The 25,864-nt window shown below is 69.9% G+C and carries 23 protein-coding genes; 11 read left to right on the forward strand and 12 right to left on the reverse strand.

Annotated features, from left to right (window positions below; translation table 11 throughout):
* Positions 1–10 precede the first annotated feature (10 nt).
* From ACWA14_RS05435 to ACWA14_RS05450, 4 genes are read left to right on the forward strand one after another with little or no spacing between them, the layout of a single operon-like run.
* Positions 11–1,306 (forward strand): nucleotide sugar dehydrogenase, encoded by a 1,296-nt coding sequence (locus ACWA14_RS05435; protein ID WP_463796522.1) that lies wholly within the window; start codon positions 11–13, stop codon positions 1,304–1,306.
* On the forward strand, positions 1,306–2,442 hold the full coding sequence (gene glf, locus ACWA14_RS05440) for a UDP-galactopyranose mutase (RefSeq protein ID WP_463796524.1): 1,137 nt from the start codon (positions 1,306–1,308) through the stop codon (positions 2,440–2,442). Before ACWA14_RS05435 ends, glf begins: the two co-directional genes overlap by 1 nt.
* Positions 2,443–2,452: 10 nt before the next feature.
* On the forward strand, positions 2,453–3,244 hold the full coding sequence (locus ACWA14_RS05445) for an ABC transporter permease (protein WP_463796526.1): 792 nt from the start codon (positions 2,453–2,455) through the stop codon (positions 3,242–3,244).
* Positions 3,244–3,978: an ABC transporter ATP-binding protein gene (locus ACWA14_RS05450; protein ID WP_463796529.1), complete on the forward strand. Its 735-nt coding sequence runs from the start codon at positions 3,244–3,246 to the stop codon at positions 3,976–3,978. The genes ACWA14_RS05445 and ACWA14_RS05450 overlap by 1 nt, the downstream gene beginning before the upstream one ends.
* A gap of 84 nt (positions 3,979–4,062) precedes the next feature.
* On the opposite strand, the gene ACWA14_RS05455 is transcribed toward ACWA14_RS05450, so the two are convergent.
* From ACWA14_RS05455 to ACWA14_RS05465, 3 genes are read right to left on the reverse strand one after another with little or no spacing between them, the layout of a single operon-like run.
* Positions 4,063–4,647, reverse strand: coding sequence for a hypothetical protein (locus ACWA14_RS05455; protein ID WP_463796532.1), 585 nt, complete (start codon positions 4,645–4,647; stop codon positions 4,063–4,065).
* 2 nt (positions 4,648–4,649) lie between these two features.
* Complete coding sequence (locus tag ACWA14_RS05460) at positions 4,650–5,612, reverse strand: glycosyltransferase (protein WP_463796534.1); 963 nt, start codon at positions 5,610–5,612, stop codon at positions 4,650–4,652.
* Complete coding sequence (locus ACWA14_RS05465; protein ID WP_463796537.1) at positions 5,609–7,519, reverse strand: glycosyltransferase; 1,911 nt, start codon at positions 7,517–7,519, stop codon at positions 5,609–5,611. The genes ACWA14_RS05460 and ACWA14_RS05465 overlap by 4 nt, the downstream gene beginning before the upstream one ends.
* Before the next feature lie 147 nt (positions 7,520–7,666).
* Between ACWA14_RS05465 and galE the strand changes: the two genes are divergently transcribed.
* Entirely contained in the window at positions 7,667–8,656 is a 990-nt protein-coding gene (gene galE, locus ACWA14_RS05470) for a UDP-glucose 4-epimerase GalE (protein ID WP_463796540.1), read from the forward strand.
* Between the two features lie 16 nt (positions 8,657–8,672).
* On the opposite strand, the gene ACWA14_RS05475 is transcribed toward galE, so the two are convergent.
* Both ACWA14_RS05475 and ACWA14_RS05480 read right to left on the reverse strand, forming a co-directional pair.
* Positions 8,673–9,953, reverse strand: a complete 1,281-nt coding sequence (locus ACWA14_RS05475) for an O-antigen ligase family protein (RefSeq protein ID WP_463796542.1) — start codon at positions 9,951–9,953, stop codon at positions 8,673–8,675.
* 14 nt (positions 9,954–9,967) lie between these two features.
* Positions 9,968–11,383: an O-antigen ligase family protein gene (locus ACWA14_RS05480; RefSeq protein ID WP_463796544.1), complete on the reverse strand. Its 1,416-nt coding sequence runs from the start codon at positions 11,381–11,383 to the stop codon at positions 9,968–9,970.
* Between the two features lie 68 nt (positions 11,384–11,451).
* Between ACWA14_RS05480 and manA the strand changes: the two genes are divergently transcribed.
* The 4 genes from manA to ACWA14_RS05500 all read left to right on the forward strand — a co-directional run bounded on the left by manA (position 11,452) and on the right by ACWA14_RS05500 (position 17,622).
* On the forward strand, positions 11,452–12,582 hold the full coding sequence (gene manA / locus ACWA14_RS05485) for a mannose-6-phosphate isomerase, class I (RefSeq protein ID WP_463796546.1): 1,131 nt from the start codon (positions 11,452–11,454) through the stop codon (positions 12,580–12,582).
* Positions 12,583–12,772: 190 nt separating this feature from the next.
* Complete coding sequence (locus ACWA14_RS05490) at positions 12,773–13,090, forward strand: WhiB family transcriptional regulator (RefSeq protein WP_463796548.1); 318 nt, start codon at positions 12,773–12,775, stop codon at positions 13,088–13,090.
* 96 nt (positions 13,091–13,186) lie between these two features.
* Positions 13,187–16,240 carry a glycosyltransferase gene (locus ACWA14_RS05495; protein ID WP_463796551.1) on the forward strand — a complete coding sequence of 1,018 codons (3,054 nt, stop codon included), beginning with the start codon at positions 13,187–13,189 and terminating at the stop codon, positions 16,238–16,240.
* Positions 16,237–17,622 (forward strand): DUF5719 family protein, encoded by a 1,386-nt coding sequence (locus ACWA14_RS05500; RefSeq protein ID WP_463796552.1) that lies wholly within the window; start codon positions 16,237–16,239, stop codon positions 17,620–17,622. Before ACWA14_RS05495 ends, ACWA14_RS05500 begins: the two co-directional genes overlap by 4 nt.
* 39 nt (positions 17,623–17,661) lie before the next feature.
* On the opposite strand, the gene ACWA14_RS05505 is transcribed toward ACWA14_RS05500, so the two are convergent.
* The gene (locus ACWA14_RS05505; protein ID WP_463796553.1) at positions 17,662–18,090 is read right to left on the reverse strand and encodes a hypothetical protein; all 429 of its coding nucleotides are present in this window, start codon (positions 18,088–18,090) and stop codon (positions 17,662–17,664) included.
* Between the two features lie 81 nt (positions 18,091–18,171).
* On the opposite strand from ACWA14_RS05505, the gene ACWA14_RS05510 reads away from it, so the two are divergent.
* A complete protein-coding gene (locus ACWA14_RS05510; RefSeq protein WP_463796555.1) occupies positions 18,172–18,378 on the forward strand; it encodes a DUF3499 family protein in 207 nt (68 codons plus the stop codon).
* A gap of 7 nt (positions 18,379–18,385) precedes the next feature.
* Here the strand turns inward: ACWA14_RS05510 and ACWA14_RS05515 are convergent, their stop codons facing one another.
* Positions 18,386–19,195: an RDD family protein gene (locus ACWA14_RS05515; RefSeq protein WP_463796557.1), complete on the reverse strand. Its 810-nt coding sequence runs from the start codon at positions 19,193–19,195 to the stop codon at positions 18,386–18,388.
* A gap of 16 nt (positions 19,196–19,211) precedes the next feature.
* Here ACWA14_RS05515 and ACWA14_RS05520 point away from each other — a divergent pair, with 16 nt between their 5' ends.
* Positions 19,212–20,204 carry a stage II sporulation protein M gene (locus tag ACWA14_RS05520; RefSeq protein ID WP_463796559.1) on the forward strand — a complete coding sequence of 331 codons (993 nt, stop codon included), beginning with the start codon at positions 19,212–19,214 and terminating at the stop codon, positions 20,202–20,204.
* A gap of 33 nt (positions 20,205–20,237) precedes the next feature.
* Here the strand turns inward: ACWA14_RS05520 and ACWA14_RS05525 are convergent, their stop codons facing one another.
* The 5 genes from ACWA14_RS05525 to ACWA14_RS05545 form a co-directional block, all read right to left on the reverse strand.
* Complete coding sequence (locus ACWA14_RS05525; RefSeq protein ID WP_463796561.1) at positions 20,238–21,545, reverse strand: DUF58 domain-containing protein; 1,308 nt, start codon at positions 21,543–21,545, stop codon at positions 20,238–20,240.
* Entirely contained in the window at positions 21,546–22,469 is a 924-nt protein-coding gene (locus ACWA14_RS05530; protein ID WP_463797378.1) for an AAA family ATPase, read from the reverse strand.
* A 99-nt stretch (positions 22,470–22,568) separates the two neighbouring features.
* Positions 22,569–23,753: a DUF4350 domain-containing protein gene (locus tag ACWA14_RS05535; protein ID WP_463796563.1), complete on the reverse strand. Its 1,185-nt coding sequence runs from the start codon at positions 23,751–23,753 to the stop codon at positions 22,569–22,571.
* Positions 23,750–24,391, reverse strand: coding sequence for a DUF4129 domain-containing protein (locus ACWA14_RS05540; protein ID WP_463796565.1), 642 nt, complete (start codon positions 24,389–24,391; stop codon positions 23,750–23,752). Before ACWA14_RS05540 ends, ACWA14_RS05535 begins: the two co-directional genes overlap by 4 nt.
* Positions 24,388–25,722 carry a glycerophosphoryl diester phosphodiesterase membrane domain-containing protein gene (locus tag ACWA14_RS05545; protein WP_463796568.1) on the reverse strand — a complete coding sequence of 445 codons (1,335 nt, stop codon included), beginning with the start codon at positions 25,720–25,722 and terminating at the stop codon, positions 24,388–24,390. The genes ACWA14_RS05540 and ACWA14_RS05545 overlap by 4 nt, the downstream gene beginning before the upstream one ends.
* Positions 25,723–25,864: the final 142 nt, after the last annotated feature.

Consider the following 25,864-nt stretch of genomic DNA (forward strand, 5'->3'; position numbering starts at 1 on the left):
ACTGGACCTCATGCGTATCGCCGTCGTGGCCCTCGGAAAGATCGGGCTCCCTCTCGCCGTCCAGTTCGCCTCCTCCGATCACGACGTGATCGGCGTCGATGTCAACCAGAAGGCTGTCGACATCATCAACGAGGGGCGTGAGCCCTTCCCGGGCGAAGCCCACCTCGAGGAGCGGCTGGCCGAGCTCATCCCCGCCGGCCGCCTGCGTGCGACGACGGATTACGCCGAAGCCATCCCCGGCGCCGATGCGGTCGTGCTCGTCGCACCGGTCTTCGTGAACGACGAGACCTGGGAGCCGGACTTCAAGTACATGGACTCGGCGACGAGATCGCTCGCCGAGCACCTGACCCCCGGAACACTCGTCTCGTACGAGACCACGCTGCCGGTCGGGACCACCCGCAACCGCTGGAAGCCGATGCTCGAGGAGGGCTCGGGGCTGGTCGAGGGCAAGGACTTCTTCCTCGCCTACTCGCCGGAGCGCGTTCTCACCGGACGCGTCTTCGCCGACCTCCGCAAGTACCCGAAGCTCATCGGCGCGCTGTCCGACGAGGGCAATCGCCGTGCCCGCGAGTTCTACGAGGCCGTGCTGCAGTTCGACGAGCGCACCGATCTTCCCCGCCCGAACGGCGTGTGGGACCTCGGCACGACCGAGGCCTCCGAGATGGCGAAGCTCGCGGAGACGACGTACCGCGACGTCAACATCGGCCTCGCCAACCAGTTCGGCCTGTTCGCCGCATCGCACGGCATCGACGTGTACAAGGTGATCGAAGCCTGCAACTCGCAGCCGTACAGCCACATCCACCGCCCGGGTATCGCGGTCGGCGGTCACTGCATCCCGGTCTACCCCCGCCTGTACCTGTCGACCGACCCCGATGCCGACATCGTCCGGGTCGCTCGTCAGCTCAACGCATCGATGCCGGAGCGTCTCGTGGCGCAGGCGGAGGGCATCCTCGGCGACCTGAGCGGGATGCGCGCGGTCGTGCTGGGAGCCGCGTACCGCGGAGGGGTGAAGGAGACGGCGTTCTCCGGCGTCTTCCCGACCGTCAAGGCGCTCACGGACCGCGGCGCCGAGGTGGTCGTGCACGATCCGCTGTACACGGACGAGGAGCTCCGCGGCCTCGGCTTCGAGCCGTACGCGATCGGTGGCGAGGTCGACCTGGCCGTCCTGCAGACGGACCACGCCGACTACAAGGAGCTCTCCCCGGCCCAGCTGCCCGGCATCAAGCTCATCGTGGACGGTCGCGCGGCGACCGATCCCGCTCTGTGGACCGGGACGCCTCGCATCGTCGTCGGAACGGCCGCCTGATGGATCTCCTCGTCGTCGGGTCGGGCTTCTTCGGCCTCACCATCGCGGAGCGCGCCGCGGAAGCGGGCCGCAAGGTCACCGTCATCGACCGCCGCCACCACATCGGAGGCAACGCGTATAGCGAAGCCGAACCGGAGACGGGCATCGAGGTCCACCGCTACGGTGCGCACCTCTTCCACACCTCCAACGAGACCGTGTGGGAGTACGTGAACCGCTTCACGAGCTTCACGAACTACGTGCACCGTGTCTACACGACGCACAAGGGCACCGTGTTCCCGATGCCGGTGAACCTCGGCACGATCAACCAGTTCTTCCAGTCCGCCTACACGCCGGACCAGGCTCGTGCCCTCGTCAAGGAGCAGGCCGGGGAGTTCGACGTGAAGACCGCGGCGAACTTCGAGGAGAAGGGCATCGCGCTCGTCGGACGTCCGCTGTTCGAGGCGTTCTTCCGCGATTACACGGCCAAGCAGTGGCAGACCGATCCGCACAAGCTCTCGGGCGACATCATCAGCCGACTGCCCGTGCGGTACACCTACGACAACCGCTACTTCAACGACACGTGGGAGGGGCTGCCCACCGACGGCTACACCGCGTGGATCGAGCGCATGGCCGACCACCCCAACATCGAGGTGAAGCTGAACGTCGACTACTTCGACGAGTCGCAGCCGTGGAACAAGAAGGCCACCGTCGGACAGCTCCCCGTGGTCTACACGGGTCCGGTCGACCGCTACTTCGACTACGCGGAGGGCTCGTTGAGCTGGCGCACGCTCGACTTCGAGCAGGAAGTCCTGCCCGTCGGCGACTTCCAGGGCACCAGCGTCATGAACTATCCCGACATGGACGTGCCGTACACCCGCATTCACGAGTTCAAGCACTTCCACCCGGAGCGCAAGGATGTCTACGCGCAGGACAAGACCGTCATCATGCGCGAGTTCTCCCGGTTCGCGGACCGCGAGGACGAGCCGTACTACCCGGTGAACACCCCGAGCGATCGGGAGGGTCTCCTGGCGTACCGCGAGCTGGCCAAGGGGGAGTCCGGCGTCCACTTCGGAGGACGACTGGGCACGTACCAGTACCTCGACATGCACATGGCCATCGGCTCGGCGTTGTCGCTCTGGAACAACAGTCTCTCCTAGACTCGACATCGTGAGTCACGCTGCCGTCGGGGCGCCCGGGACGCCCCGGCGCTATCTGCATTCGCTGTGGCTGCTGTCCGCCCGAGACCTCAAAGTCCGATACGCGACCAGCTTCCTCGGCTACCTCTGGTCGGTGCTCGACCCCCTGGTGATGAGCCTGATCTACTGGTTCGTCTTCACGCAGGTGTTCCAGCGCTCCGTCGGCGAAGACCCGTACATCGTCTTCCTCATCGTCGCCCTGCTGCCCTGGGTCTGGTTCAACACCTCGGTGTCCGACTTCACCCGCGCGTTCCGCAAGGACTCGAGACTGGTGCGCTCGACGGCGATCCCCCGGTCGATCTGGGTGAACCGGATCGTTCTGAGTAAGGGCATCGAGTTCCTGTTCTCCATCCCGGTGCTGGTGCTGTTCGCGGTGTTCAGCGGGGCGACGGTCACCTGGATGCTGCTGTGGTTCCCGGTGGCGATGCTCCTCCAGACCATCCTGCTCATCGGCCTGGGGCTCCTCGTCGCGCCCCTGTGCGCGCTCTACGCGGATCTGGAGAGGACGACGGCTCTCATCCTGCGGGCGCTCTTCTACGCGTCGCCGGTCATCTACAGTTTCGGGGATCTGCCGACGCCGTTCGACACGATCGGCGCCTTCAACCCGCTCGCCGGCATCTTCACCCTCTACCGAGTCGGTTTCTTTCCCGAGCTGTGGGAGCCGATGCCCATCCTCATCAGTGTGGTGATGACGTTCGTCATCCTCGCGCTCGGGATCTGGACCTTCGGGCGCCTCGAGCGTTCCGTCCTCAAGGAGCTGTGATGTCGACGGCCATCGAAGTGCGGGATCTCGGCGTGACGTTCCGACGCAACCGGCGGGGGCGCCGCACGTTCAAGGATCTGTTCGCGAACTCCTCCCGGCGCGTGCGGCCGGGCGAGTTCTGGCCCCTGCGCGATGTGTCCTTCACGGTCCAGGCCGGGGAGTCGATCGGGGTGGTCGGTCGCAACGGACAGGGGAAATCGACCCTGCTGCGTCTGGTGGCGAAAGTGCTGCTGCCCGACGAGGGCGAGGTGACCGTCAACGGGGGTGTGGCTCCGCTGATCGAGATCACCGGCGGTTTCGTCGGCGACCTCACCGTGCGGGAGAACGTCCGGCTCACCGCGGGACTGCACGGGATGTCCCGGGCGGAGGTCTCGCGCCGCTATGACGGCATCATCGCGTTCGCCGAGCTCGACGGCTTCGAGGACACCCCGTACAAGCACCTGTCGAACGGTATGAAGGTGCGCCTCGCCTTCTCCGTGGTCTCGCAGCTGGACGAACCCATCCTCCTCGTGGACGAGGTCCTCGCGGTGGGGGACAAGGCTTTCCGTGACAAGTGCTACAAGCGGATCGACGAGCTCCTCGCCGACGGGCGGACCCTGTTCTTCGTGAGCCACAGCGAGCGTGATCTGCGTCGGTTCTGCACGCGCGGCCTCTACCTCGACAAGGGGAGGCTGGTGCTCGACGCGCCGATCTCCGAGGTGCTCGACCGGTACAACGCCGACTACAACTCCTGAGCACGCGGCAGCGCCCGTACGGAGCCACCGCAGAGTCGGGAGCCGAGCAGAGCGCCGGCAGCAGGGAAGGGCGGCGCGACGGGCTCACAACCCGACGAGACTCCGCATCGTCTGCAACGCCGATGATGCGGCGTTCAATGCCTCGGTGGCCGAGGAGCCGCTGTCGTAGGCCCCCCGGAGGGCGGACAGCTTCTGGGCGTAGTCGCCCACGGCGGCGGACCAGTCCTCGGCGATCGAGCTGGGCGCGACATTGCTCGCGAACACCTCGGCATCCTGCTGCAGCTGGTCGACGACCTGCGCCGCATCCGGGCCGGACATGTCGGGGAGGAAGCCGAGTCCGGTCACCGCGTCGTCCAGACGGGGCTGCGTGAGCGAGCGGAAGGTGCCCAGGTCCGGGTCAGCGACGGGAGGCGCGGTGACGAGCGGTGTCTGGGACGGCGTGGGTACCGAGGTCGGAGTCGCCGACGCCGACGGGGACGGGGAGACCGACGTCGTCGCCGACGGGGTCGGACTCGGTCCCTTGCTGCCCCGGGGGAAGAGGAAGAACAGCAGCGCGGCGACGAGCGCGACGGCGAGCACGCTCAGCCCCACGATCACCCAGACGCGTCCGCGACGCTTGGGCTGCGGCGGCAGGGGGGCCCATCGGAGTTCCGGCTGCTGGTCGCTCATGCTCAGTCCTCCAGGGGTGCCATCGGCTGCCAGGTACGGTCGCGGCCGAGTCGGCCGCCCTCCCTGATGCCGCGGAACAGGTTGCTGGTGCCCCGCACCGTGCGTTCGACGAACACCAGGCGGATGAGTTCCTTGGCGAACGTCATGGCCGTGCCGAGCCCGAACAGGATCGGGTTGTACACCCGATGCACGCGGTAGTACTGCTTGATGTATCCGCGGTTGCGCATGATGTAGAACCGGTACGCGTTGCTGGAGGCGTTCATGTGGCGGATGCCCATGTCCCACTGCTTGATCTCACGGGTGCGGCGGAGCACGAACTCGTCGACGATGACCGCGGTGGTCTTCCGGGACGCGAGCCAGCCGTACATCTGGTCATCCCAGTAGATGAAGAAGCGCGGGTCGGGGAGTCCGATCTGTCGCACGATCGAGCGGTGGATGAACATGCCCTCGAAGCATCCGCTGTTCATCTCCTTGTAGCCCGAGGCGTCGAAGCCCGAGGGGGCGAACGGGATCGGGATGCCCATGCGCTCGGCGATCCGGTACTGCCAGTAGAACTCGCTGCCGTCGTAGTCGTAGCGGCGTCCCTGGATGCTCTTGAAGCGGGGAGCCCAGGCACCCATCCTCGCGAGTCCGTCGGGGAGCACCTCGACGTCGTCGTCCATCATCCAGATCCACTCGGAACCGAGCTCGTAGGCGGTGCGCATGCCTTCGCTGAACCCGCCGGAGCCGCCCGTGTTCGTCTCCAGACGCCGGTACACGATCTCGGTGCCGATCCGGTCTCGGAACGATTCCACGACCTGCGTGGTGTCGTCGGCCGAGGCGTTGTCGATGATCACGACCCGTCCCGGCTTCGGGTCCATCGACGCGATGCTGGTGAGCAGCCCGGTGAGCAGATGCGAACGGTTGAACGTGACGATGACGATGGTCGCGGTGCTCGGATCGAACGCGGACAGAGCGGCGGTCATGCCTTCTCCTCGAAGATCTGATTCCAGGACTGGGGGGAGACGAGCTCGGGGAGCGCCGCACGATACTGCTTCTGGAGTTCCGGCCACCGTCGGCGGAGCTCGGCGTGCAGCGCGAGCGTCTCGCGTAGCATCTTCCGATACTTGCGTCGATCGCGCGTGTAGATGTTCTTGCCGGAGCCGTCCGCCGCGCTCACCAGGGCGCTGTCGAACGAAGGGACACGCCACCAGTGCGCATCCTCCTTCCCGAACTCGACCTCGGGTCGCGCGACATTGGCAGGGTCGGGCTCGTGCAGCCAGTGCCGGATGAGGGTGGTCAGCGTGAACCAGCGCAGTCGCAGCCCGGACGGGCTGTCGAGATCGTTCTTCGACAGGCGCTTGTAGACCTGCCGACCCCGCCGGGAATGCAGCACGGTCGCGGGGTCGCGGTGGACGACGGTCTCGGGGAAGTCCGCGGCCAGCGCCCGTGCGGCGGGCATCGCGGTCTCGAGGTTGCCGCGCATGTGATCGGGTCCCGACAGCACATCGCGCAGGGCCCGGGCGCGCAGGGCGACGGGGTAGTACTGCATCATCATGAGGTGCTTGAGGTCGACCCGGCGACTGTGGACGATGAGGCGTCCGCCGCGGGGTGCATCGGAGTGCAGGAGACCGGCCACGATGCGGTTGCGGGCGTGGAAGTACGCCTGCCAGTCGATCGTGTCGTCCTTGTTGACCCAGGAGACGTGCCAGAGGGCGACACCCGGCAGCGACACCGTGGGGAATCCCTGCTCTCCGGCACGCAGACAGAACTCCGCGTCGTCCCACTTGATGAAGGCGGGGAGGGAGAGGCCGACCTTGCGGATCGCGTCCAGCGGGATCAGGCACATCCACCAGCCGTTGTAGTCGGCGTCCATCCGCATGTGCAGCAGGGGCGACTGTCGGAGGTTGGCGACCCCGAAGTCGTGCGGCATCTTGTCCTGGTAGAGGTTGCGCCACATGAACGGGTCCTCGTCGATGACCTCGGCCCACCCGTGGAGCTTGGGGCGGTCGAGCAGGTCGAACATGTGCCCGCCGACCAGCATCGGAGTGGTCGTGTACCTGCCGAACACGATGGACCGGCGCAGGGATTCCGGCTCGAGGCGCACGTCGTCGTCGAGCAGCTGCACGAAGTCGCTGTCGGGTCGCCGCAGCGTCTCATGCATCGCCCGGGCGAATCCGCCGGAGCCGCCCAGGTTCCCCTGCGTGATCACCTGCAGGGTGTCGCCCAGCTGGGTCGCGACCTCGGCATAGCCTTCCTGCTCGGAGACCAGCTGCGTGCCCTGGTCGACGAGGAAGATGCGGTCGACGAACTCCAGCGCGTCGGGCGAGCCGGCGAGAGCGCGCAGCGTCTCCACGCAGTAGTCGGGCTTGTTGTAGGTGGTGATGCCGAGCGAGGCGAGGCCGGCGCGGGCCGGTTCCTGCGTGGTCGTCCACTCCGCGCCCTCGAGGACCGCGTGCGTCTCGTCGGCGACGATGTCGAACCAGATCCACCCGCCGTCGCTGTACTGCGTCAGGTCGAGGTCGAACGTGGTCGTCGCCTCTCCCGAGACTTCCCGCGTCGCGACGCGTTGGCGGATGCCGGAGCCGTTCGAGCGGTACACGAGCACCGTGGCGTGTCCCGTCGTGCGCACGGTGAGGGCGATGTGACGGACGCTGGTCCAGTGCTGCCAGTAGGCGGCGGGGAAGGCGTTGAAGTACGTGCCGAAGGAGACCCGTCGCCCCGAGACGATGCGTGCACGATGCCGGCCGAGGATGTTGGCGAGGTGCGCGCGGTTCGACACGCGCACCGGCTCGTCCTCGATCACGGACCAGGTCTCCGGGTCGGCGTACAGCGGAAGGAGGTCGGGGTCGCGATCGAGGGGGAAGACGACGTTCTGCAGGACGTGGACCACGCGGGGATTCTCCGATGTTGTTTCGCCGCCGGTCCCGGACAGGGGTCGACGGCGGTTTCGACGAGCAGAGAGTAGCCTACCGTCCGCCGCCTTGGGATCTTCGGAGGAGCCCGGTCCGGCGGCGGGGCCCGCGATAGGATGACCGCGATGAAGGTATTGATCACCGGCGGGGCCGGCTACATCGGATCCACCGTGGCGACGGCATGCATCGAGTCCGGCATCGACGTCGTGGTGCTCGACGATCTGTCCACCGGGCGACGCGATTTCGGGGCGGGGCGCAACCTCTACGTCGGCGACATCGCCGACGTCGAACTCGTCGATCGCATCCTCACCGAGCATGCCGACATCGATGCCGTGATCCACTGCGCCGCGCGCATCGTGGTGACGGAATCGGTCGACGATCCGCTCGGCTACTACGAGACCAACGTCGGCAAGACGATCATCCTGCTGCGTCGCCTGCGGGCCGCGGGGATCGGACGCGTCGTGTTCAGCTCGTCCGCCGCCGTGTACGCGGGCGACGGAGGTGAGGGCGTCGACGAGAGCGGACGTCTGGCGCCGTCGAGTCCGTACGCGACCTCGAAGGCGATGGTCGAGCAGATCCTGCGCGACGCCGCGACGGCCGGCGACTTCCGCGCGATCGCGCTCCGATACTTCAATCCGATCGGCGCCGACCCCCGCCTGCGCACGGGCCTGCAGAATCCGACCCCGACCCATGCGCTCGGAGTGGTCATGCGCGCGCACGCCGCGGGAAAGCCCTTCTCGATCACCGGCACCGACTGGCCGACGCGAGACGGCTCCGGACTGCGGGACTACATCCATGTGTGGGACCTCGCGCTCGCCCATGTGGCGGCGGTGCAGAGGTTCGACGAGGTCGCGACCGAGGAGCAGCCGTACCAGGTCGTGAACATCGGCAGGGGCGACGGCGTGACGGTCCGCGAGCTCGTCGCGGCCTTCGAACGCGTCACCGGCGAGACCCTGTCGGTCGTCGAGACGGCCCGCCGCCCGGGAGATCAGGCGGGAGCGTTCGCGATCGTCGACCGCGCCGCGGAAGTCCTGGGGTGGCAGGCCGAGCGCTCGGTCGACGACGGCGTCCGTGACGCCCTCGCCTGGGCGGAGAAGCTGCGCTCCCTGGGCTGAATCTCCGGGCGTCCGGTCATTCCTGGGGGCGGAGGATCGGGATGACGCCGGTGTTCGCGGCGTCGATGCTCTCCCGCCAGGAGCGCGACTGCCCGGCCCGCAGAGCGCACAGCACGAGCATGAACCATCCCGCCTCGACCAGCGTGAAGCTCTCGAACATCGAGTCGACCGCGAGCGTCACGAGAATGATCGGGGTCCAGGCGTAGACCACGGACCGTCGCACGCTCGCGACGAGCCAGGAGCGCACGAGGGCGATGCCGCCCAGCAGGAGGAACAGGACGAGCCCGGCGGCACCGAGCTGCAGCAGGACGTCGAAGAACGCGTTCAATGCGCTCTGATGACGCTCGTCGAGTCGGAAATTGATGTAGGTGAACGGATACTCGCCCCGCGCCCACGACCCGAACCACCCCCACCCCTCGATCGGCTTGAGCGTCGTGAAGTCCAGGATCGTGTTCCACAGGTCGCCGCGCAGGGAGAAGTCCGAGCCGGCGTCGAGCAGGGCGATGATCTGATGCCGGAGCGCGAAGGCGACCGTGAGGGCGAGGGCCACGAGAATGCCGAGCCCCCACTGCACGATGCTGCGTCGTTCGGGGGAGGCGTGCCGCACGATCGTCAGGGCGAGGGTGACGATCCCGACCGCGGCGGCGAGCACCAGCACGGTCGGCGACGCCGAGAGGAAGGCCAGCGATCCGGCGAGAGCGACCGATCCGATCGCGAGCGGTGCCTTGACGGACTGCGTGCGCCACTCGACCACGAACGTGATGAGGGCGATCACCGCCATGAACCCGAGCATGTTCCGGCTGCCGAAGATGCCCTGGATCGGACCTCCCTCCGCGAGCAGCCCGTCCACGCCGAGGGCGGGGAAGGGGACGTCCAGGAGGATCCCGGAGACGATCTCCACGCCCAGGGAGACCGCCAGGAGCAGGCGCAGAGTGTCGCCGATCGCGCGGACGGTCTGCAGGGTGTCGCGGATGTGGCCGATCGTGATGGCGAGGAACGCGAAGCCGAACAGCGAGGACCAGCCCAGGAGGGTGTCGCCGCGATCCGTGGTCCAGATCACGCTGATCAGCGCCCAGGCGAGGAACGCGAGCAGCGAGGAGGGCGCGATCCGCAACAGTGAGAGCTCCTCGCGGCGCACCCAGAGGATCCCGGCGCCGATGACGCACAGGATCGCGATGATGGTGGAGAGGGTCACGGTCGAGGTGAGCCGCTCGATCGCGAACGAACCGAACACGGCACCGAGGGCAGCCAGGGTGAAGGCGCGCGCCATCTCCACGGAGCCCAGCAGTCGCGTCATCCGTCGCAGCGGCGTCACGGCACTCGCCGCTGTCGCGTCCCGCGTTCGAACACCAGATCCCGTTCGCCGACGCCCACCAGGGGCACCGACTTGATCTTGAAGCTGAACAGGATCACCAGCAACCACCCCCAGAGCATGATCGGTGTGGACTCGGAGAGCCCCTGGACCAGGAGCACCACCGTGAACAGGCTCGGCAGCAGGGTCAGCGGTGAGAAGTTGCGCGAGGAGTTCAAGTCCCAGCGGGGGCGATCGACCGCGAAGAACCAGGAGCGCCAGAGCAGGCTGACGTAGACGATCGCCATCAGGGCCACGCCGAGCGCGCCGAGCTGGAGGAAGACGTCCAGCCACATGTTGTGGGCGTGGAACACCGTGATGCCGTGATCGACGATCCAGCGATCGAAAGCGGGATCGTCGGGGATCCACGGGCTGGAGAATCCGTTGCCGAAGAAGGGGCGCTGCACGGCCCGTTCCAGGACGGCTGTCCAGATCGTGTCCGAGCGTCCGGTGAGATCGGTGCTGCGCCCCAGCAGCGACAGGAGCGGCTCGCGTAGCACCCAGACGGCCGCGACAGCGAGGATCGTCCCCCCGATCGAGATCGCGTAGATGCGGGTCCGGGCGCCCGGCGTCCGCGCTCGCCGCATCAGCAGGGCGACGAGGAGGACCACCGCGGCGGCTGCGGCGCACGCGAGCGCCGTGGCCGAGGAGGTGCGCAGCAGGAAGTAGGCGGCGAGCAGCATCCAGAGGGCGAGGGTGGTGCGCCACCGTGCGCGTGCGGCGAAGAGGATCCCGAAGGTGATGAGGGCGAAGAGCGAGATGATCGCCAGCAGGTTCGCGTTGCCGACGATGCCCTGGATGCGGCCGCCGTCGAACAGGTTGTCGCGCACCCAGTACCACTGCGGATCGATCGAGCCCTCGGGCAGGGTCAGGAAGTTGGGAAGCAGCGGGGCGTGCAGCACGAGCGACACCCACAGCTCCAGCGCGAGCGAGAGCCCGAGGATCCACTTGAACGCGGACGAGAGCGCGCGGACGATCTCGGGCCAGGACAGCACATGCGCGATGAACAGGGCGTTCACGGTGACCGCCGCCAGCAGGGTTCCCGTGAGCAGTGTCGGGCCGCGCCACTGCGACCAGGCCACGGAGATGAGCGCCAGGGCCGTGTAGCCCAGGGCGGCCCAGGGCAGACGGCGCCAGCGGAACGGCTGCGGCTTGCGGCGGGCGAGCATCGGAACACCGATGGCCGCCGTCGCCAGAGTGAACGCCACCATGACGAGACCCGCTCCGAGCATCCCGATCAGATTGTAGACCGCGGTGTGCGCGAAGACCGCGATCAGAACGAGGATCACGTATCCGCGCAGGAGAAGGTGACCCGTCGACTCGCGCTCGGGCGCGGTGGGCGGGGCCGCAACCGGGTGTCTGGTGTACTGCGCCATCGCGTTCAGGTTACCGCGCCCGGTCGTCGACGTCGCTGTGCATCGCACCGCCGCTCTACGCTGGGTGCATGCTGCTGAGTCTGACGAACACGCCCCGCGACTACGCCTGGGGCTCGAGCTCCCTGCTGGCCGAGATGGAGGGACGCTCCGCGTCGGGTGCCCCCGAGGCGGAGGTCTGGTTCGGGGACCACCCCGGCGACCCCGCCGACGTCGAGGGCGGCGGCACCCTGGACCGGGTGACGGGTGGTTCGCTGCCCTACCTTCTGAAGCTTCTGGCGGCCGCCCAGCCGCTGTCGATCCAGGTGCATCCGACGATCGCCCAGGCACAGCGAGGGTGGGAGAGCGAGCAGGCGAAGCCCGGCGACGATCCCACCCGCAACTACCGCGACGCCAATCACAAGCCCGAGCTCATCGTGGCGCTGAGTGAGACCTTCCAGTCGCTCAGCGGACTGCGACCGGTGTCCGACACGCTCGCTCTGCTCGACCGCCTCGGCGACGGCGGCGCCGTCGCCGAGCTCCGTGCCCGCCTGCGCGGCGAGGGAGAGGTGCTGGCGGACACCATCGGGTGGCTGCTCAGCGGAGAGGCCCAGCGCGAGGTCGAGGAGATCATCGACGCCGTCATGGGGGCTGCCGCGGCGGCAGACGCGGGGGAGTGGACGGAGACGATCGCTGCCGTTGCCGGCATCGCGCGCACCTATCCCGGTGACCCCGGAGTCGTCGTCGCGCTGCTGATGAACCACGTGACGCTCCGCCGGGGGGAGGCCATCTTCCTGCGCGCCGGTCTCCTGCACGCCTACCTCGAGGGGCTCGGCGTCGAGATCATGGCGGCGAGCGACAACGTGCTGCGCGGAGGGCTGACGCCCAAGCGGATCGATGTGCCCGAGTTGCTGTCGATCCTGGACGCCACCCCCGGGGCCGTCCCCGTGCTGCGGCCCACCGAAGAGGGCGCGATCACGGACTATCCGGCACCGGTGCCCGACTTCGCCCTCCGGCGGGTGACGCTGAGCGGGACTCCCGTCGACATCGAGGTGACCGGACCGACCATGGTGCTCGCCACCGCGGGATCGGTCGAGGTCGCGACGGAGGATGGCGAGCCGAGATCGATCGCGGTGGGCTCCGCGGCCTTCGCCACGGCCGACGAGCGGCGGCTGCGTCTTTCGGGTGCGGGAGAGGCGTTCGTGGCGTCGCCGGGCCGCTGACGGACGGTGCCGAGCGCGTGTCCCGGGCGTGTCCATGCGACACGCCCGGACGCGACACGCCGATGATCGTCAAGAACCTTCAAGAGACCATTGAGGGTTTACGATCCGCGACTTGACCCGAGCGAATGACACGGGTGTAATTAGTGAATCAGAAGCCCATGGGGGGGCACAGACAGGGTTGGAGATCGAGATGACGGGATACCGTTCCGACGTACCGGAGAACTGGTTCGTCGATCCGATCAACCTCGGAGTGCCGGGGGTGCGGAAGCCGAACGTCGACGACGACAACGCGCTGGCCTGGCAGAGCGACGCGCTGTGCTCGCAGACCGATCCCGAGGCGTTCTTCCCCGAGAAGGGCGGCTCGACGAGAGACGCCAAGCGCATCTGCACGACGTGCGACGTGCGCGGGGAGTGCCTCGAGTACGCGTTGAACAACGACGAGCGCTTCGGCATCTGGGGCGGCCTCTCCGAGCGCGAGCGCCGCAAGCTCAAGCGCCGCGCGAGCTGACTCGGCGTGAACGCCGGTCGCCGGAGGATTCCCTTCCTGGGCGCGCCGCACGCACTCCGGTCACCCACGGCATCGCGCGCTTAGGCTGACGACGTCATGCCAGCCCGAGTTCACGCCATCATCGTCGCGCGCCCCGGAGCTTCTGCCCGCGCGCAGCTGCTCCGCACACTGGACGCCCTGCGATCCCAGACCATGCCCGCCGCGGCGGTGACTCTCGTGATGTGCGGCGATGCGGCGTCGGCGCGCGAGAGCGAGTCCGTGTCGCGCACCGTGGAAGGCATCATCGAAGCGCGGGGGACGACGTCCTTCGCCGACGCGATCGAGCTCGCTCGCCCGCGCGTCGCCGAGGGATCCGCCGTCTGGCTGCTCGCGCACGACACGGCGCCCCACCCGCGCGCGCTCGAGCGACTGCTGGGGACCCTGGAACGCTCGCCCTCGGCGGCCATCAGCGCCCCGAAGCTCGTGTCCGCGGACAACGACCGCGAGATCGTCTCCCTCGGCGTCAGCATGACCGCGCTCGGGCGCACCGTCGAGCTCGCCGCCGGCGAGCTCGACCAGGGACAGCATGACGGCGTCGACGACGTGCTGGGTGCCGACGTCCGCGGCATCCTGATCCGCAGCGAGGTGCGCGACGCGCTCCGGCCCGACCCCGCGCTGGGCGGAGCCGATGAGGGGCTGGATCTGGGTGTTCGGGCTCGCCTGGGCGGCGGACGTGTCGTTCTCGCTCCCGGCGCGCGGGTCTCGGTGGAGCCGGATGGGCCCGCCGCGTTGCCGCCGGGCGGAACCCGCCGCGCCTTCGTCACCCGGCTCGCGCAACTGCACCGCCGGCTCGCCTACGCGCCCGCGCCGGCCGTCGTGCTGCACTGGCTGTCCCTGCTCCCGCTCGCCCTGTGGCGATCTCTGACGCACCTGGTCGGAAAGCGCCCCGAAGCGGTCGTCCCGGAATGGGCTGCGGCGCTGACGGCGATGGTGCGACCCACGGCGATCGCACGATCACGGCGCGACATCCGCGCCTTCCGCACCTCGACCTGGGCGAGCATCACCCCCCTGCGGGTCACCGCGTCCGACCTCCGTCGCCGACTGGATGACGGTCACGGCAGCGAGGGCGGTGCCGTGAGCGAGCTCCGTTTCTTCTCCGGAGGCGGGGCGTGGGCAGTGCTCGCCGCGCTCGCCGTCAGCGTCGCCTCGTTCACGACCCTCCTGGCCTGGCCCACCGTCGGAGGGGGCGGGCTGCTCCCGCTGCAGGAGACCGTCGCCGCACTCTGGCGAGACGCCGCCTGGGGCCTGCGTGGCGGCGGGATCGATGTGGTCGGACCCGCCGATCCCTTCGCCGCGGTCGTGGCCGTGCTCGGCAGCCTGTGGCCCGCGGGGCCCTCGTTCTCGCTGGTGCTCCTGTGGGTTCTGGCGCTTCCGCTCGCCGTCCTCGGCGGCTGGTTCGCCGCGACACGGGTCACCGACCGCGCCGCTCTGCGCATCTTCGCCGGGGTCGCCTGGGCACTGGCCCCCACGTTCCTCACGGCCCTGGTCGAGGGCCGCCCGGCCGCCGTCCTGGCGCACCTGCTGCTGCCGTGGCTGTTCCATTCCGCTGCGGTGGCGCATCGATCCTGGGGCGCGGCGGGTGCGGCCTCCCTGCTGTTGGCGGCCGTCCTCGCCTGCGCGCCGTCGCTCGCTCCCGCGCTCGCCCTGCTCGTGGTGATCGCTCTGGGGGTCGCGCTCGGTACGGCTCAGTTCCGTGGCGCCGGGCGTCTGCTCTGGCTGCCGCTCCCCGCCGCCGCGATGTTCGCGCCGCTGGTGATCTGGCAGATCGTGCACGGCACCCCCCTCTCTCTCCTGGGTGATCCCGGGCTGATCTGGAGCGGCGCTCAGGCCGGAGCCGACGCCGCCGGCCGATTCGCCGTCGCCACCGGCTTCCCGACGTCAGACCTCGCCGGATGGATGGGGTTCGCACCCGCATCGCTCGCGACCTGGGCTCCGATCCTGTGCGCGCCGCTCGCGCTCCTCGCGGTGGCCGCGCCCGTCGCCCCCCGGTGGCGCGCAGGCATCATGCTGCTCGTGGTGGCGCTCGCCGGGCTCGCCACCGCGTTCCTCGCCGTGGGCATCACGGTGAGCTTCGCGCAGGGCACCCCGGCCCCCATCTGGCCCGGAACGGGGCTGAGCCTCGCCTGGGCGGGTGTCGTCGGGGCGGCGGTGGTCACCCTGGACACGGCCGTGACGCTGCCGAGACTGCGCACCGTCGCCACGACCGTCGCGGCGCTCGCTCTCGTGTTCCTCTCCGTGCCCTCGCTGACCTCTGTGCACCTGGAGGCGTCCGCGTTGCGCAACGGACCCACATCCACTCTGCCGGCCTACGTCGCCGCTCAGGCGGCGGCCGCGGAGAATCTCGGGACGCTGGTGCTGACACCGCAGAACGACGGCTCCCTCGCGTCCGACGTGGTCTGGGGTGCGAGTGAGACGCTCGGGTCGCAGACCACGATGCTCACGACCGCGACGGAGCCCCGCGGGGTGGACATCACGACGCTGTCCGTCGACCTGCTGTCCGCCCGTGCGTTCGACGCCCCGGGTGAACTCGCCTCCCACGGGATCAGTTATGTCCTCCTCGCCCAGCAGAGCGAGGGGGAGGGTGACAAGGCCCGAGCCCTGCGCACCTCGGCGATCGCCTCCATCGATCAGCGCGCCGGATTCGTCCACGCGGGCACGACGGAGCGCGGCGTGCTCTGGCGGGTCGAGGCGGATGTCGCGGATCGCGGGGTGCTCTCGACGTCGCAGGAGGGCTCGGCACGTCTCGCCGTCACTCTGCAGCTGATCGTGGTCTTCGCGGCGCTGCTTCTGTCGATCCCGACGAGAGCCTCGCGGCGCGCAGCCCGGGCGCGCTCGCGCATCGTGGGACAGGTTCCTCAGGAGCTGATCATCCTGCCTCGGCGCACGGACGATGACGACCATGATCCGGCGGGTGACGCGGAGGTCACGACCGAAGCCGTCCCGGCGCTCGACGATCCTTCCCGCACGGATGCCTCCGACTCCGACTCCGACCCTGCCGACGCCGATCCCGCCGTCACGGACCCGGCCGGCACGGAGCCGGTGGACGCGGAACCGGACGCGGATGACGAAGAACCCGCAGACACCGACCGCAACACGGGGGAGCAGCGATGAGCGCCACTCGGGCCGTCCGCGTCGTGACGACCGGCGCACGACTCGTCACCGGAGCAGCGGTGGCGGTCGCCTGCGTGGTCGGCGTGGTCGCGGCGATCCACGCGCCCTGGCCGGAGCTGAGCCAGAGCCCGGCGCAGGTCGAGGTCACCCCGCTGCCCGGCGACAGCGTGCTGGTCTGCAACGGCGATCTGCGCGCGATCGGTCGCGACTCCTCCGATCCGCTCGGGATGCGGTCGGCCGGCTCACCTCGGCTCACGCAGGGGTCGACCTCCGCCCTCCCCACGGCGTCGGCCATCCGCGTCGCGGACGTGATCGACGCGAGAGATGCGACGGCGCTCACCGGAGTCGTCGCCGATCGCATCGCTCCTCTGATCGCGGCGACCGAGTCGGTCTCGTCCGCGGCCGAGGATCTCAGCGGGTTCGCGGCGCTCCCGTGCGGCACGCCGCGTCTGGAGTCCTGGCTCGTCGGCGGAAGTGTGGACACCGGACGCTCGGACATCGTGGTGCTCTCCAACGCCTCGGAGGTGGCGGCCACGGTGACCCTGTCGGTCTACGGCGAGAGCAGGAGCGCGCGGACGGTCATCGTCCCCGCATCCACCCAGGTCTCGCTGGCGCTGACCTCGATCGCCGCCGGCAACAGCGCCCCGGTGGTGCAGGTGACCTCCGACGGCGCCTCGGTTCGCGCCGTGCTGCAGTCCTCCGTGGTCCGCACGTTGGACCCGGCGGGCATGGACCTGCAGGACTCCGTGGCAGGGCCGCAGCAGAATCCGGTCATCGCGGGCGTTCAGTCCTTCGCAGCCGACGGGGACGACGCCGACATGACCGTCCTGCGCCTGCTGTCGCCGCAGAGTGCTGCGGAGGCGCGTGTCGTCGTCCGCGAGACGGGGTCGTCGTCCGTGGCGAACGAGTTCTCCGTGTCGCTCGCGGCGGATCTCCCGGCAGACGTGTCGCTGAGCGGCCTCGCGCCCGGTTCCTACACCGTCGAGATCGATGCCGATGCGCCCGTGGTCTCCGGCGTCCGTCAGCAGGGCGGGCTCGGAGCCGGAACGGACTTCGCGTGGGTGACGCCCGCCCCGGAGATCGACGCGGACGTGCTGTTCGCTGTCCCGGAAGGCCCGAGCGCGACACTGCATCTGATGAACACGACGGATGCCGACCTTCGAGTCACGGTGGCACCGGCGGACGGCGCGGGGCAGCCCCGGGAGGTGACCGTCGGCGCGCAGAGTTCGATCGAGGTCCCGGTCGATGCGGAGGGTGCCTACCTGCTGCAGCCCGAGGGAACCGTGCACGCGGCCGTGACCATGGCTGCCGGCGGCGCGCTCGCAGGGTGGCCGATCCAGCCGGGGGCGGGCGCAGCGCAGAGCATCACCGTCTACCCGTAGGGCACGAGCAGGAGGTTCCCGTCCTGACGGGGACCGGGATCAGTGCTCGTGGCCGAAGTCCCAGGGTTCGCGGCCCACGTATTCGGCGGCGGCCCGGAAGACGGCACTCTCGATCGCCATGCGGCGGTGAGCTCCGTCGTCGTGTCCGGGCGGGAGCAGACGCTCGATCGGCAACCGGAACAGGATGATGCGCGAGTGCTCCCGGTCCAGGTACCAGCGGGGAACCTCGTCGGCGGCGTCGAAGCCGGGCATCGCGCCGATCTCGAAGCGGACCTCCTGCAGCTCCGGCCAGGCGCCCCGCAGGAACTCGACCGCCGTGCCGACGGTGAGGTCGAAGCGGTCGAGGCGTCCGTCGAGCGGCGCGAGCGGCGGCCGGACGACCTCGCTGCGCCCCAGACGCCCATGGCGCCCATGACGTGCGCCGCGACGGGGTGCGGCGGATGCGGATGCACTGCGTCGACGAGGCATGTCTTGAAGTCTAGGCGGTGCTCTGCGCTGTCGCGGCGCGGCACCACGGCGACCTCACCCGATCGGCATACGCTGGCCCTGATGAACGGACGACTCTGCTCGAAGATGGGCTGCGCGCGCGAAGCCGTGGCGACGCTCACGTACGACTACGGCGACCAGATGGCAGCGCTCGGGCCCCTCGGTCTCGCCCAGCACCCGCACGCGCACGACCTGTGTGCCCCGCATGCGGACCGACTCTCGGTTCCCGCGGGGTGGCTGGTCGTCCGCCACGAGGCGCTGCGCGTCTGAGCCGCGGTCAGGCGCCGACGTGCCGTCCGGTGAGTCGCTCCGCGCGGCGGTCGGCATTCTCGAGTGCGCGACGTTCGCGCTCGCGCCGCAGCACGGTGATGCCCACCAGCGTCTCCTCGGGCGATGCGGTCGGCATCGGTGAGACGAACGGTGCCGCCTCGGAGAGCAGGTCGTGCGCGACGCGTGCCCGCGCGGCCGGCACCATCCGAGGGGCGCTCACCAGGAACTGCGAGATCCGACGGGCCAGGCGATCCGGCATCCGTGCCACGTCGGCGACCTGTGCCCAGCCGGACAACGCGGGAGGCAGCACGGGTGCGTGGAAGGAGAGCTGCGGGGTGCGGACGCGCTGGCAGTAGGTTCCCGCGACCAGATCGCCCAGCCGCTGCGAGCGGGCATTGAAGGCGCCGGTGAGCACGGCCAGTCCGCCGAAGGTCATGTAGATCTCGAGAACGCCCAGCAGCGCCCGGATGAACGCGTGACGGAAGCCCGCCGCGCCGCCGTCCACCCGCACGATGCGACCGCCGACCGCGAGCTTGCCCAGGCTGCGTCCCTTCAGGGCGACCTCCATCGTGATCGGCAGCACCACGAAGCTCACCACGAAGGCCGACACGAGAGCGATCCGATCGGTGGCCTCGTTCAGCACGCCGATGTCGAGCAGCCAGATCCGAAGGAAGATCCAGAGCAGGAACACCGCGAAGCCCACGAGCATGTCGATCAGCGCACCGAGAGCACGCAGCAGGAAACCGACCGGCTGCACATCGATGGCGACGGCTTCTCCGGAGAGCACCTCGTCGGAGGCATCGATCGGCGAGGACATGAGTACAGTAAATCAGGTGGATGCTGATGCGCTGTCGGATGCCCGCCGCGCCGAGTGGCAGCGGCTGGACGAACTCAGCCGCGCCCGCCTCGACGGCGAGGGCGTGGACGAGCTGGTCGTGCGCTATCGCGCCGCTTCCGCCGACCTCGCCGAGCTGAAGACGTCGGTCGGCGATTCGCCCCAGGGCGCGTACCTGTCGACGATCCTCGTGCGCGCCCGGCTGCGGCTCACCGGGGCCTCCGACAGCATCCTGACGCAGACCGCTCGGTTCTTCGCGCTGCAGCTCCCGGCCGCGCTGTACCGGTTGCGCCGGCTCACCCTCGTCATCGCGATCGCGTTCGTCGCCGTGGTGGTCGGAGTCGCCGCGTGGATCTCGAACGACCCGGCGCTCATGGCGGCCCTCGGGCCCGCCGACGCGTTCCAGCAGTACGCCGACGAGGACTTCACGGGGTACTACACCGAGAACTCCGCCGCGGAGTTCATGGGGATGGTGTGGACGAACAACGCGTGGATCGCGCTCCAGTGCGTGCTGTTCGGGGTGACCGGCATCTGGCCGATCTATGTCCTGATGCAGAACGCCATGGGCCTCGGCACCTCCGCCGCCGTGATGGCCGCGTACGACAAGGCCGACATCATGGTGCTGTACATCCTCCCGCACGGCATGTTGGAGATGACCTGCATCTTCGTCGCCGCCGCCGCGGGGCTTCGCGTGTTCTGGGCGTGGGTGGCGCCGGGCCACCGTTCCCGCGGGGAGGCGCTGGCCGCCGAAGGGCGGGCCCTGGCGACCGTGGCCATCGGACTCGTGTTCGCCCTCCTGCTCGCGGGGCTCGTCGAGGGATTCGTCACCGGCTGGGGTCTGCCGTGGCCGGTCAAGATCGGCATCGGCGCCGCCGCGCTCGCCGTCTTCCTCATCTACATGATCGTCATCGGAGGCCGTGCCCACGGCCGCGGCGAGACCGGGGATCTGGTCGAGTTCGAAGCGGGCACCCCGCGGCTGGTCGCCGGCTGAGAACGGCGTCGCGGTCGTCGCGGTCCGAGGTGCCTACAGCCGTCCGGCGGCCTTGAGCTCCAGATAGCGATCGGCGATACGCGGAGGAAGCGTCTCCGGATCGGCGGCGATGGCCTCTCCTCCCGCTCGGCGGATCGCGTCGGCGACGTTCTCCGCATCGCGCATCGTACGCTCGGCCGCCGCCGCGAGGTAGATCTCCTCACGGGACCCGCGCTGCTGGGCGAGCGTGGCGACCGCATCATCGGTCACCGACCCGACGAGCACCGTGGTCGCGCGGGAGGCGTCGGGGAAGGCACCGAGGAAGCCCCGCGCCGACTCCGCCGCGTCCTGCGCCGTCAGCACGACAAGCAGCGACGGGCGCGTGGTGAGCGAGCGCACGGCGGCGAATGCTCCGTGCCAGTCGGTGTCGACCAGTCGCGCGTGGACCGGCGCCATCGCGTCGGTCAGCGCGGGGAGCAACGCAGGGCCGTCGACGCCGGTGACGCGGCCCCGCACGACGCGGTCGTACATCAGCAGATGCACGTGATCGCCGGCGCGGGAGGCGAGGGCGGCCAGCAGCAGCGCCGCCTCGAGTGCGGCGTCCACGCGCGTGCCGTCACCGACGCGCGCGGCCGCCGTCCGGCCGGTGTCGATGATGATCACGACGTGACGGTCGCGCTCGGGCCGCCACGTGCGGAGCATGGTGGTACCCGCGCGTGCCGTGGCGCGCCAGTCGATCGAGCGGACGTCATCACCTCGCACGTACTCGCGCAGCGAGTCGAACTCGGTTCCCTGACCGCGCACCTGGATGCTGGTGTTTCCGTCGAGCTCCCGCAGTCGCGCGAGGCGCGAGGGAAGGTGCTTGCGCGAGGTGAACGCCGGCAGCACGCGGATCGCGCCGCGCACCTCGTGCTTCGCCTGCCTGCCGCTGAGCCCCAGCGGGCCGAGGGAGCGGACCATCACGAACTCGCTGACGAGCTCGCCGCGACGACGCGGCAGCAGCGGGATCGCGACACGCGCCCGCTCTCCGGCGGGGACGCGCAGGCGCAGCCTCTCCGTTCCTGCTCCGGCTGTCGGCTGCCAGGCGTCGCGCACGCGGGCATCCAGGGTGCGCGTCCCGAGGTTGTGCAGCGCGATGCTCACCGGCACCTGTTCGCCCAGCCGTGCCCGGGCAGGCACGCGGCGGCTCACGGTCACGGTGCGCGGGCTGGCAGCCACGGCGATGTCGATGACGACCAGCACGGCGCACAGCGCCAGCCACCCGCCCAGCACCGCGTACGCCGAATAGCCCGCGAGCCCGGCGAGGACGAGCGGGATGACGCCGACGGCGAGCGCGACGGCGAGGCGGCCGGTGACGAACACCTAGATCGGAACCCGGGTCTGCTGCACGACGGAGGTCAGCACCGCATCCGCCGAGACTCCCTCCATCTGCGCATCCGGTCGGAGCTGGAGGCGATGACGCCAGACCGGGACCAGCATCGTCTGCACATGGTCGGGGGTCACCGCGGACGAGGCGTTGAGCCAGGCCCACGCCTTCGCCGCCGCGAGAAGCCCGGTCGAGGCGCGCGGGCTCGCCCCGAGCTCCACCGAGGGGGACTGCCGGGTCGCGCGGGCGAGGTCGACGACGTAGCCGAGCACGTCGTCCGTGACCTCCACCCCCGCGGCCGCCTGCTGCGCCGCGCGGATCTCCTCCGCGGTGACGACGGCCTCGACGCCGGTCAACTCGCGCGGCGAGAATCCCTCGGCGTGCCGGCGCAGCACCGAGACCTCGGCGTCGCGTTCCGGCATCCCGACCACCAGCTTCATCAGGAATCGGTCGAGCTGAGCCTCCGGGAGGGAGTATGTGCCCTCGTGCTCGATCGGATTCTGGGTCGCGGCGACCAGGAAAGGATCCGGGAGCGTGCGGCTGACGCCGTCGGCGGAGACCTGCCGCTCCTCCATCGCCTCCAGGAGGGCCGCCTGGGTCTTCGGCGGGGTGCGGTTGATCTCGTCCGCCAGCAGGATGTTCGTGAAGACGGGGCCTGCGCGGAAGTCGAACTCGCCGGAGCGCGCGTCGTACACCAGCGACCCGGTGACATCGCCCGGCATCAGGTCGGGTGTGAACTGCACGCGCTTGGTGTCGAGTCCCAGAGCGCGGGCGAAGGACCGGACGACGAGCGTCTTCGCGACCCCGGGAACGCCCTCCAGGAGCACATGACCGCGGGCGAGCAGCGATACCAGCAGCCCGGTGACGGTCCCCGCCTGGCCGATCACGGCCTTGTCGACCTCCGTGCGCACCCGGTGCATCGCCTGCCGCAATGCGTGGTCGTCGATGGTGGTGTACTCAGCGGTCACGGGGTGTCCTCGGCTTCCGTCGGGATGGATGAAGGGTCGGTCGGGCGCGGCTCATGCGGAACCTCCCGGGTGCGGGGCGCTCGCCGCGACGGCGCGTTCGAGCTCGCTGAGCCTGCGCGCGAGCTCGATCAGACCCGTGTCGTCCTCCGGCAGCGGGCCGGCGAGCAGGGGCTGAAGAGTGCCGCGCGGCGTGCGGAGGCGGTCGGATGCCGCGTCGGCGACCTCGTCGGCGCTCGCCTGCTCGGCGAGGCCGAGGCGTCGCGCCAGTCGCCGGTGCGTGCCGTCGCGGAGGGCGCGGGCGGCATGGGGCGCATCGCCCGCCCGGGCCGTGAGGCGCGCGCGTCCGTGCATCGTCTCGGACGCGCGGACGGTGACCGGGAGGGTCTCGGCGACGAGAGGTCCGAAGCGCTGGCCGCGCCAGAGGGCCGCAGCGATGCCCGAGAGCAGCAGCAGGAGGATCACCGGGGTGAGCCACGGTGGAGTGAGGGTGCCCAGAGTGTCGACCTGTTCACCCTCGATGTCGGTGTCGCTGAAGCTCGGCACGTACCACACGACGCGGTCCGTCTGTCCGATCAGCGCGAGCGCGAGCGCGGCGTTGCCGTTCTCCGCCAGGAAGGAGTTGGTGAACAGCTTCGAGCCCTCGATCACGACGCGGCGGCGGTCGGCACGATCGTCGATGAGCACCGCGGCGCCGTCGTCGTCGCCGAAGCATGCGGTCACGCCGTCGGCGGGGGAGAAGAGCCGGTCCGGTCGGATCTCGCCGACCAGGGCGAACTCCGGGATCGCGCACTCCGGGGCGGCGGTCGTCCTGCTGCCCGACGCACCGGACCCGATCTCGAGCAGGTCGAGCAGTCTGCTGCTCGACGACAGGAAGACCACGCGCTCCGCGGGGCCGATCAGTTCGTCGACCGCGTCGTCGGAGAGCGCGAAGGGGTTCGCCATCACGAGTGTGGTCTCGCCGTCGATCGCGGCGCGCGCATCGACGCGGGACCGGACGACCTCGATCTCTACGCCCTGATCGCGCAGGATCTCGGCCAGGGCGAGCGCGCCCGCGTCGTTGCGCCCCTCGGGGTCGAGCGAGCCGCGACCGCCCGGGGCACCGGCGCTCACGCTCATCGCGATGAAGGACACGGAGACCACGAGGGCCGCGATGATCGCCCAGGCGATCAGCGAGCGGAGTCGCCGCGGAGGGCGCTCGGCGGTGGGAGGCGATGCGCTCCCTGCGGTCAGCGTCATGCCGGCACCGCCTCGAGGCGACGCGACTGCAGCCGCTCGTCGGTGGCGGCGATCTCGCGATAGCTCTGCTCGGTGGCCGGATGCCGGAGATAGCGCACGTCGTCGAAGGCGGTCGCAGCGGTGCGCATCGCCATCGACTCCTCGGTGAAGACCGCACTGGCTTCGCGGGCGATGGCCTGCGCCGTCGCACCGGGCGCGGGGTCGATGACGTCGCGCTCGAGCAGGGCGCGGGCGATGGCACGGAAGCGGAGGACCGTCGCGGCATCCCAGTCGCCGTCCCGGGCGCTTCGTTCCGCGTCGGCTCTCAGCTGCGCGGCGCTGCGGTCATCGGTCGCGCCGAGCAGACCGTCGCCGGCCCGTCGGACCGCACGTGAGGCACGGGGTTTGCCCCAGATGATCAGTGCCGCGATCAGTGCCGCAGCGATGATCACGGTCACCACGATCAGGGCGGAGGGACCGAGGTTCGCGCCGTTCTGCGAGCTGAACAGATCGGCGATGAATCGTCCGACATCGCGCGCCATCAGGTCGAACCAGGTGGGCTTCGCGTCGGCGTACCGCGGGTTGGAGAGCTCCTCCTCCGCCCAGCGGCGCGCCTCGTCCCCGTCGGGGACGAACGGATCGTCGAGAAGACGGATCATACCGAGCCGTCGCCGCTCGACGCGTCGTTCGATGCGCCCGGGGCGGCCCACCCTGCCGGGGGCGGGGCCCACGGGCTGTCAGCGGTCGTCGACGGAGCGGGAGATGACGCGGCGGAAGAAGGCGGCGCGGCGGACGGAGGAGTGGACGCGGGCGGTGCCGGGGGAGGAGCAGGTGCGAACGACGGTCGTCCGGCGGACGGCTGTCCGGCGTACGGGGGGTGTGCGGCATACGGCGGCTGCGCCGGCGCGTACTGCGGCGGAGAGGGCGTCGGGTAGGGCGCCCCCGGGGACATCGCGACGTACTCGGGCACCTGGCGCGGCGGCGGGGCGTCGGTGACGGCGCGTGCGGGGTCCAGAGCGTACGGGTCGCCGAGCTGCTCCTCGCCGGCACCGAGGTCGCGCCGCTCCACATAGGAGATGAGTGTCTGGTCGAGACCTTCGTACCGCATGCGGCAGTCCAGATAGACGAGGGTCGCGCCGGTGCTCTGGACCACGAGCGCGATCGCCTGCAGCACGAGCAGAAGGATCTGCGGGGCGACGAGGGCGAAGACGTAGCCCACGACCGCCGTCGGCTCGGGAGATCCGGTGGGTGCCACCACCGAGCCCACCAGCGAGCTGAACAGGGACACGGGGATCCCGACGACCTGCATCGCGAGGCCCATGATCGCGCTGATCAGGAACGTCACGCCCCAGGCGACCCAGAACCGGCCGCGGGTCAATCGCCAGGACCGCACGAACGCTTCGCGGAAGCGGGCGCGCTCCAGCACCAGGATCGAGGGCACCAGCAGCAGCTTGGTCGACAGCCAGACCACCAGGGGGATGCTGGCGAGCACGATCAGGATCACGACGATCACGACGAGCCCGATGAGCTCGGGGGTTCCGCCCAGCCCGCCGGCGACGAACGCGGCGATGATGAGCGCGACGACCGCGATCGCACCGAAGATCGCGAGAACCGCGATCGAGGCGAAGGCCGCGAGCCGCCAGAACGCCGGAGCCATCCGGCGCCACAGCATCCGCAGCGTCGCCTTGACTCCGATGGCCGCGTATCCGATCTCGGCGGCGACCACGCCCTGCATGATCGCGGTGAAGGCGATCGAGGCGATGCCGACCGCGAGCCCGGCGATGATGTTGATCGCGACGGTTCCCGCGAGCACGGCCTCGAAGTCGGGGGAGCCGGCGGGCACGGTCTCCAGGCGGGAGAACGTGGTGAACAGGACCACCCCCATGACGCCGGCCGTCGCGAGGACCACGATGAGCTGGATCACCACGGCGAAGCCGAAGAGCACCTTGGGGTTGTGCCGGAGCGCCGCGAAGGCCTTTCCCAGCAGCATCCCGAACGTCAGCGGATGGAGGGGAATGATCCCTCTTCTCGGGGCAGGGGTCCACGTCTGGCCACTCACAGGCATTCCCTCCGTCGTGCGCTCCCATCGTGTCATATCCGCACGGCTGGTGCGCAGACCTGCGGATGCCGGG

It is taken from the genome of Microbacterium sp. TW_SC_2, from assembly GCF_055361165.1.

Bases quoted from the DNA above. Each gene is read 5' to 3' on its own strand.
- ACWA14_RS05435 (WP_463796522.1), top strand. From the start codon at position 11: ATGCGTATCGCCGTCGTGGCCCTCGGAAAGATCGGGCTCCCTCTCGCC.
- glf (WP_463796524.1), top strand. From the start codon at position 1,306: ATGGATCTCCTCGTCGTCGGGTCGGGCTTCTTCGGCCTCACCATCGCG.
- ACWA14_RS05450 (WP_463796529.1), top strand. From the start codon at position 3,244: ATGTCGACGGCCATCGAAGTGCGGGATCTCGGCGTGACGTTCCGACGC.
- ACWA14_RS05455 (WP_463796532.1), bottom strand. From the start codon at position 4,647: ATGAGCGACCAGCAGCCGGAACTCCGATGGGCCCCCCTGCCGCCGCAG.
- ACWA14_RS05460 (WP_463796534.1), bottom strand. From the start codon at position 5,612: ATGACCGCCGCTCTGTCCGCGTTCGATCCGAGCACCGCGACCATCGTC.
- galE (WP_463796540.1), top strand. From the start codon at position 7,667: ATGAAGGTATTGATCACCGGCGGGGCCGGCTACATCGGATCCACCGTG.
- ACWA14_RS05475 (WP_463796542.1), bottom strand. From the start codon at position 9,953: ATGACGCGACTGCTGGGCTCCGTGGAGATGGCGCGCGCCTTCACCCTG.
- ACWA14_RS05480 (WP_463796544.1), bottom strand. From the start codon at position 11,383: ATGGCGCAGTACACCAGACACCCGGTTGCGGCCCCGCCCACCGCGCCC.
- manA (WP_463796546.1), top strand. From the start codon at position 11,452: ATGCTGCTGAGTCTGACGAACACGCCCCGCGACTACGCCTGGGGCTCG.
- ACWA14_RS05490 (WP_463796548.1), top strand. From the start codon at position 12,773: ATGACGGGATACCGTTCCGACGTACCGGAGAACTGGTTCGTCGATCCG.
- ACWA14_RS05495 (WP_463796551.1), top strand. From the start codon at position 13,187: ATGCCAGCCCGAGTTCACGCCATCATCGTCGCGCGCCCCGGAGCTTCT.
- ACWA14_RS05500 (WP_463796552.1), top strand. From the start codon at position 16,237: ATGAGCGCCACTCGGGCCGTCCGCGTCGTGACGACCGGCGCACGACTC.
- ACWA14_RS05505 (WP_463796553.1), bottom strand. From the start codon at position 18,090: ATGCCTCGTCGACGCAGTGCATCCGCATCCGCCGCACCCCGTCGCGGC.
- ACWA14_RS05510 (WP_463796555.1), top strand. From the start codon at position 18,172: ATGAACGGACGACTCTGCTCGAAGATGGGCTGCGCGCGCGAAGCCGTG.
- ACWA14_RS05515 (WP_463796557.1), bottom strand. From the start codon at position 19,195: ATGTCCTCGCCGATCGATGCCTCCGACGAGGTGCTCTCCGGAGAAGCC.
- ACWA14_RS05530 (WP_463797378.1), bottom strand. From the start codon at position 22,469: ATGCACCGGGTGCGCACGGAGGTCGACAAGGCCGTGATCGGCCAGGCG.
- ACWA14_RS05535 (WP_463796563.1), bottom strand. From the start codon at position 23,753: ATGACGCTGACCGCAGGGAGCGCATCGCCTCCCACCGCCGAGCGCCCT.
- ACWA14_RS05540 (WP_463796565.1), bottom strand. From the start codon at position 24,391: ATGATCCGTCTTCTCGACGATCCGTTCGTCCCCGACGGGGACGAGGCG.
- ACWA14_RS05545 (WP_463796568.1), bottom strand. From the start codon at position 25,722: ATGCTGCTGGGAAAGGCCTTCGCGGCGCTCCGGCACAACCCCAAGGTG.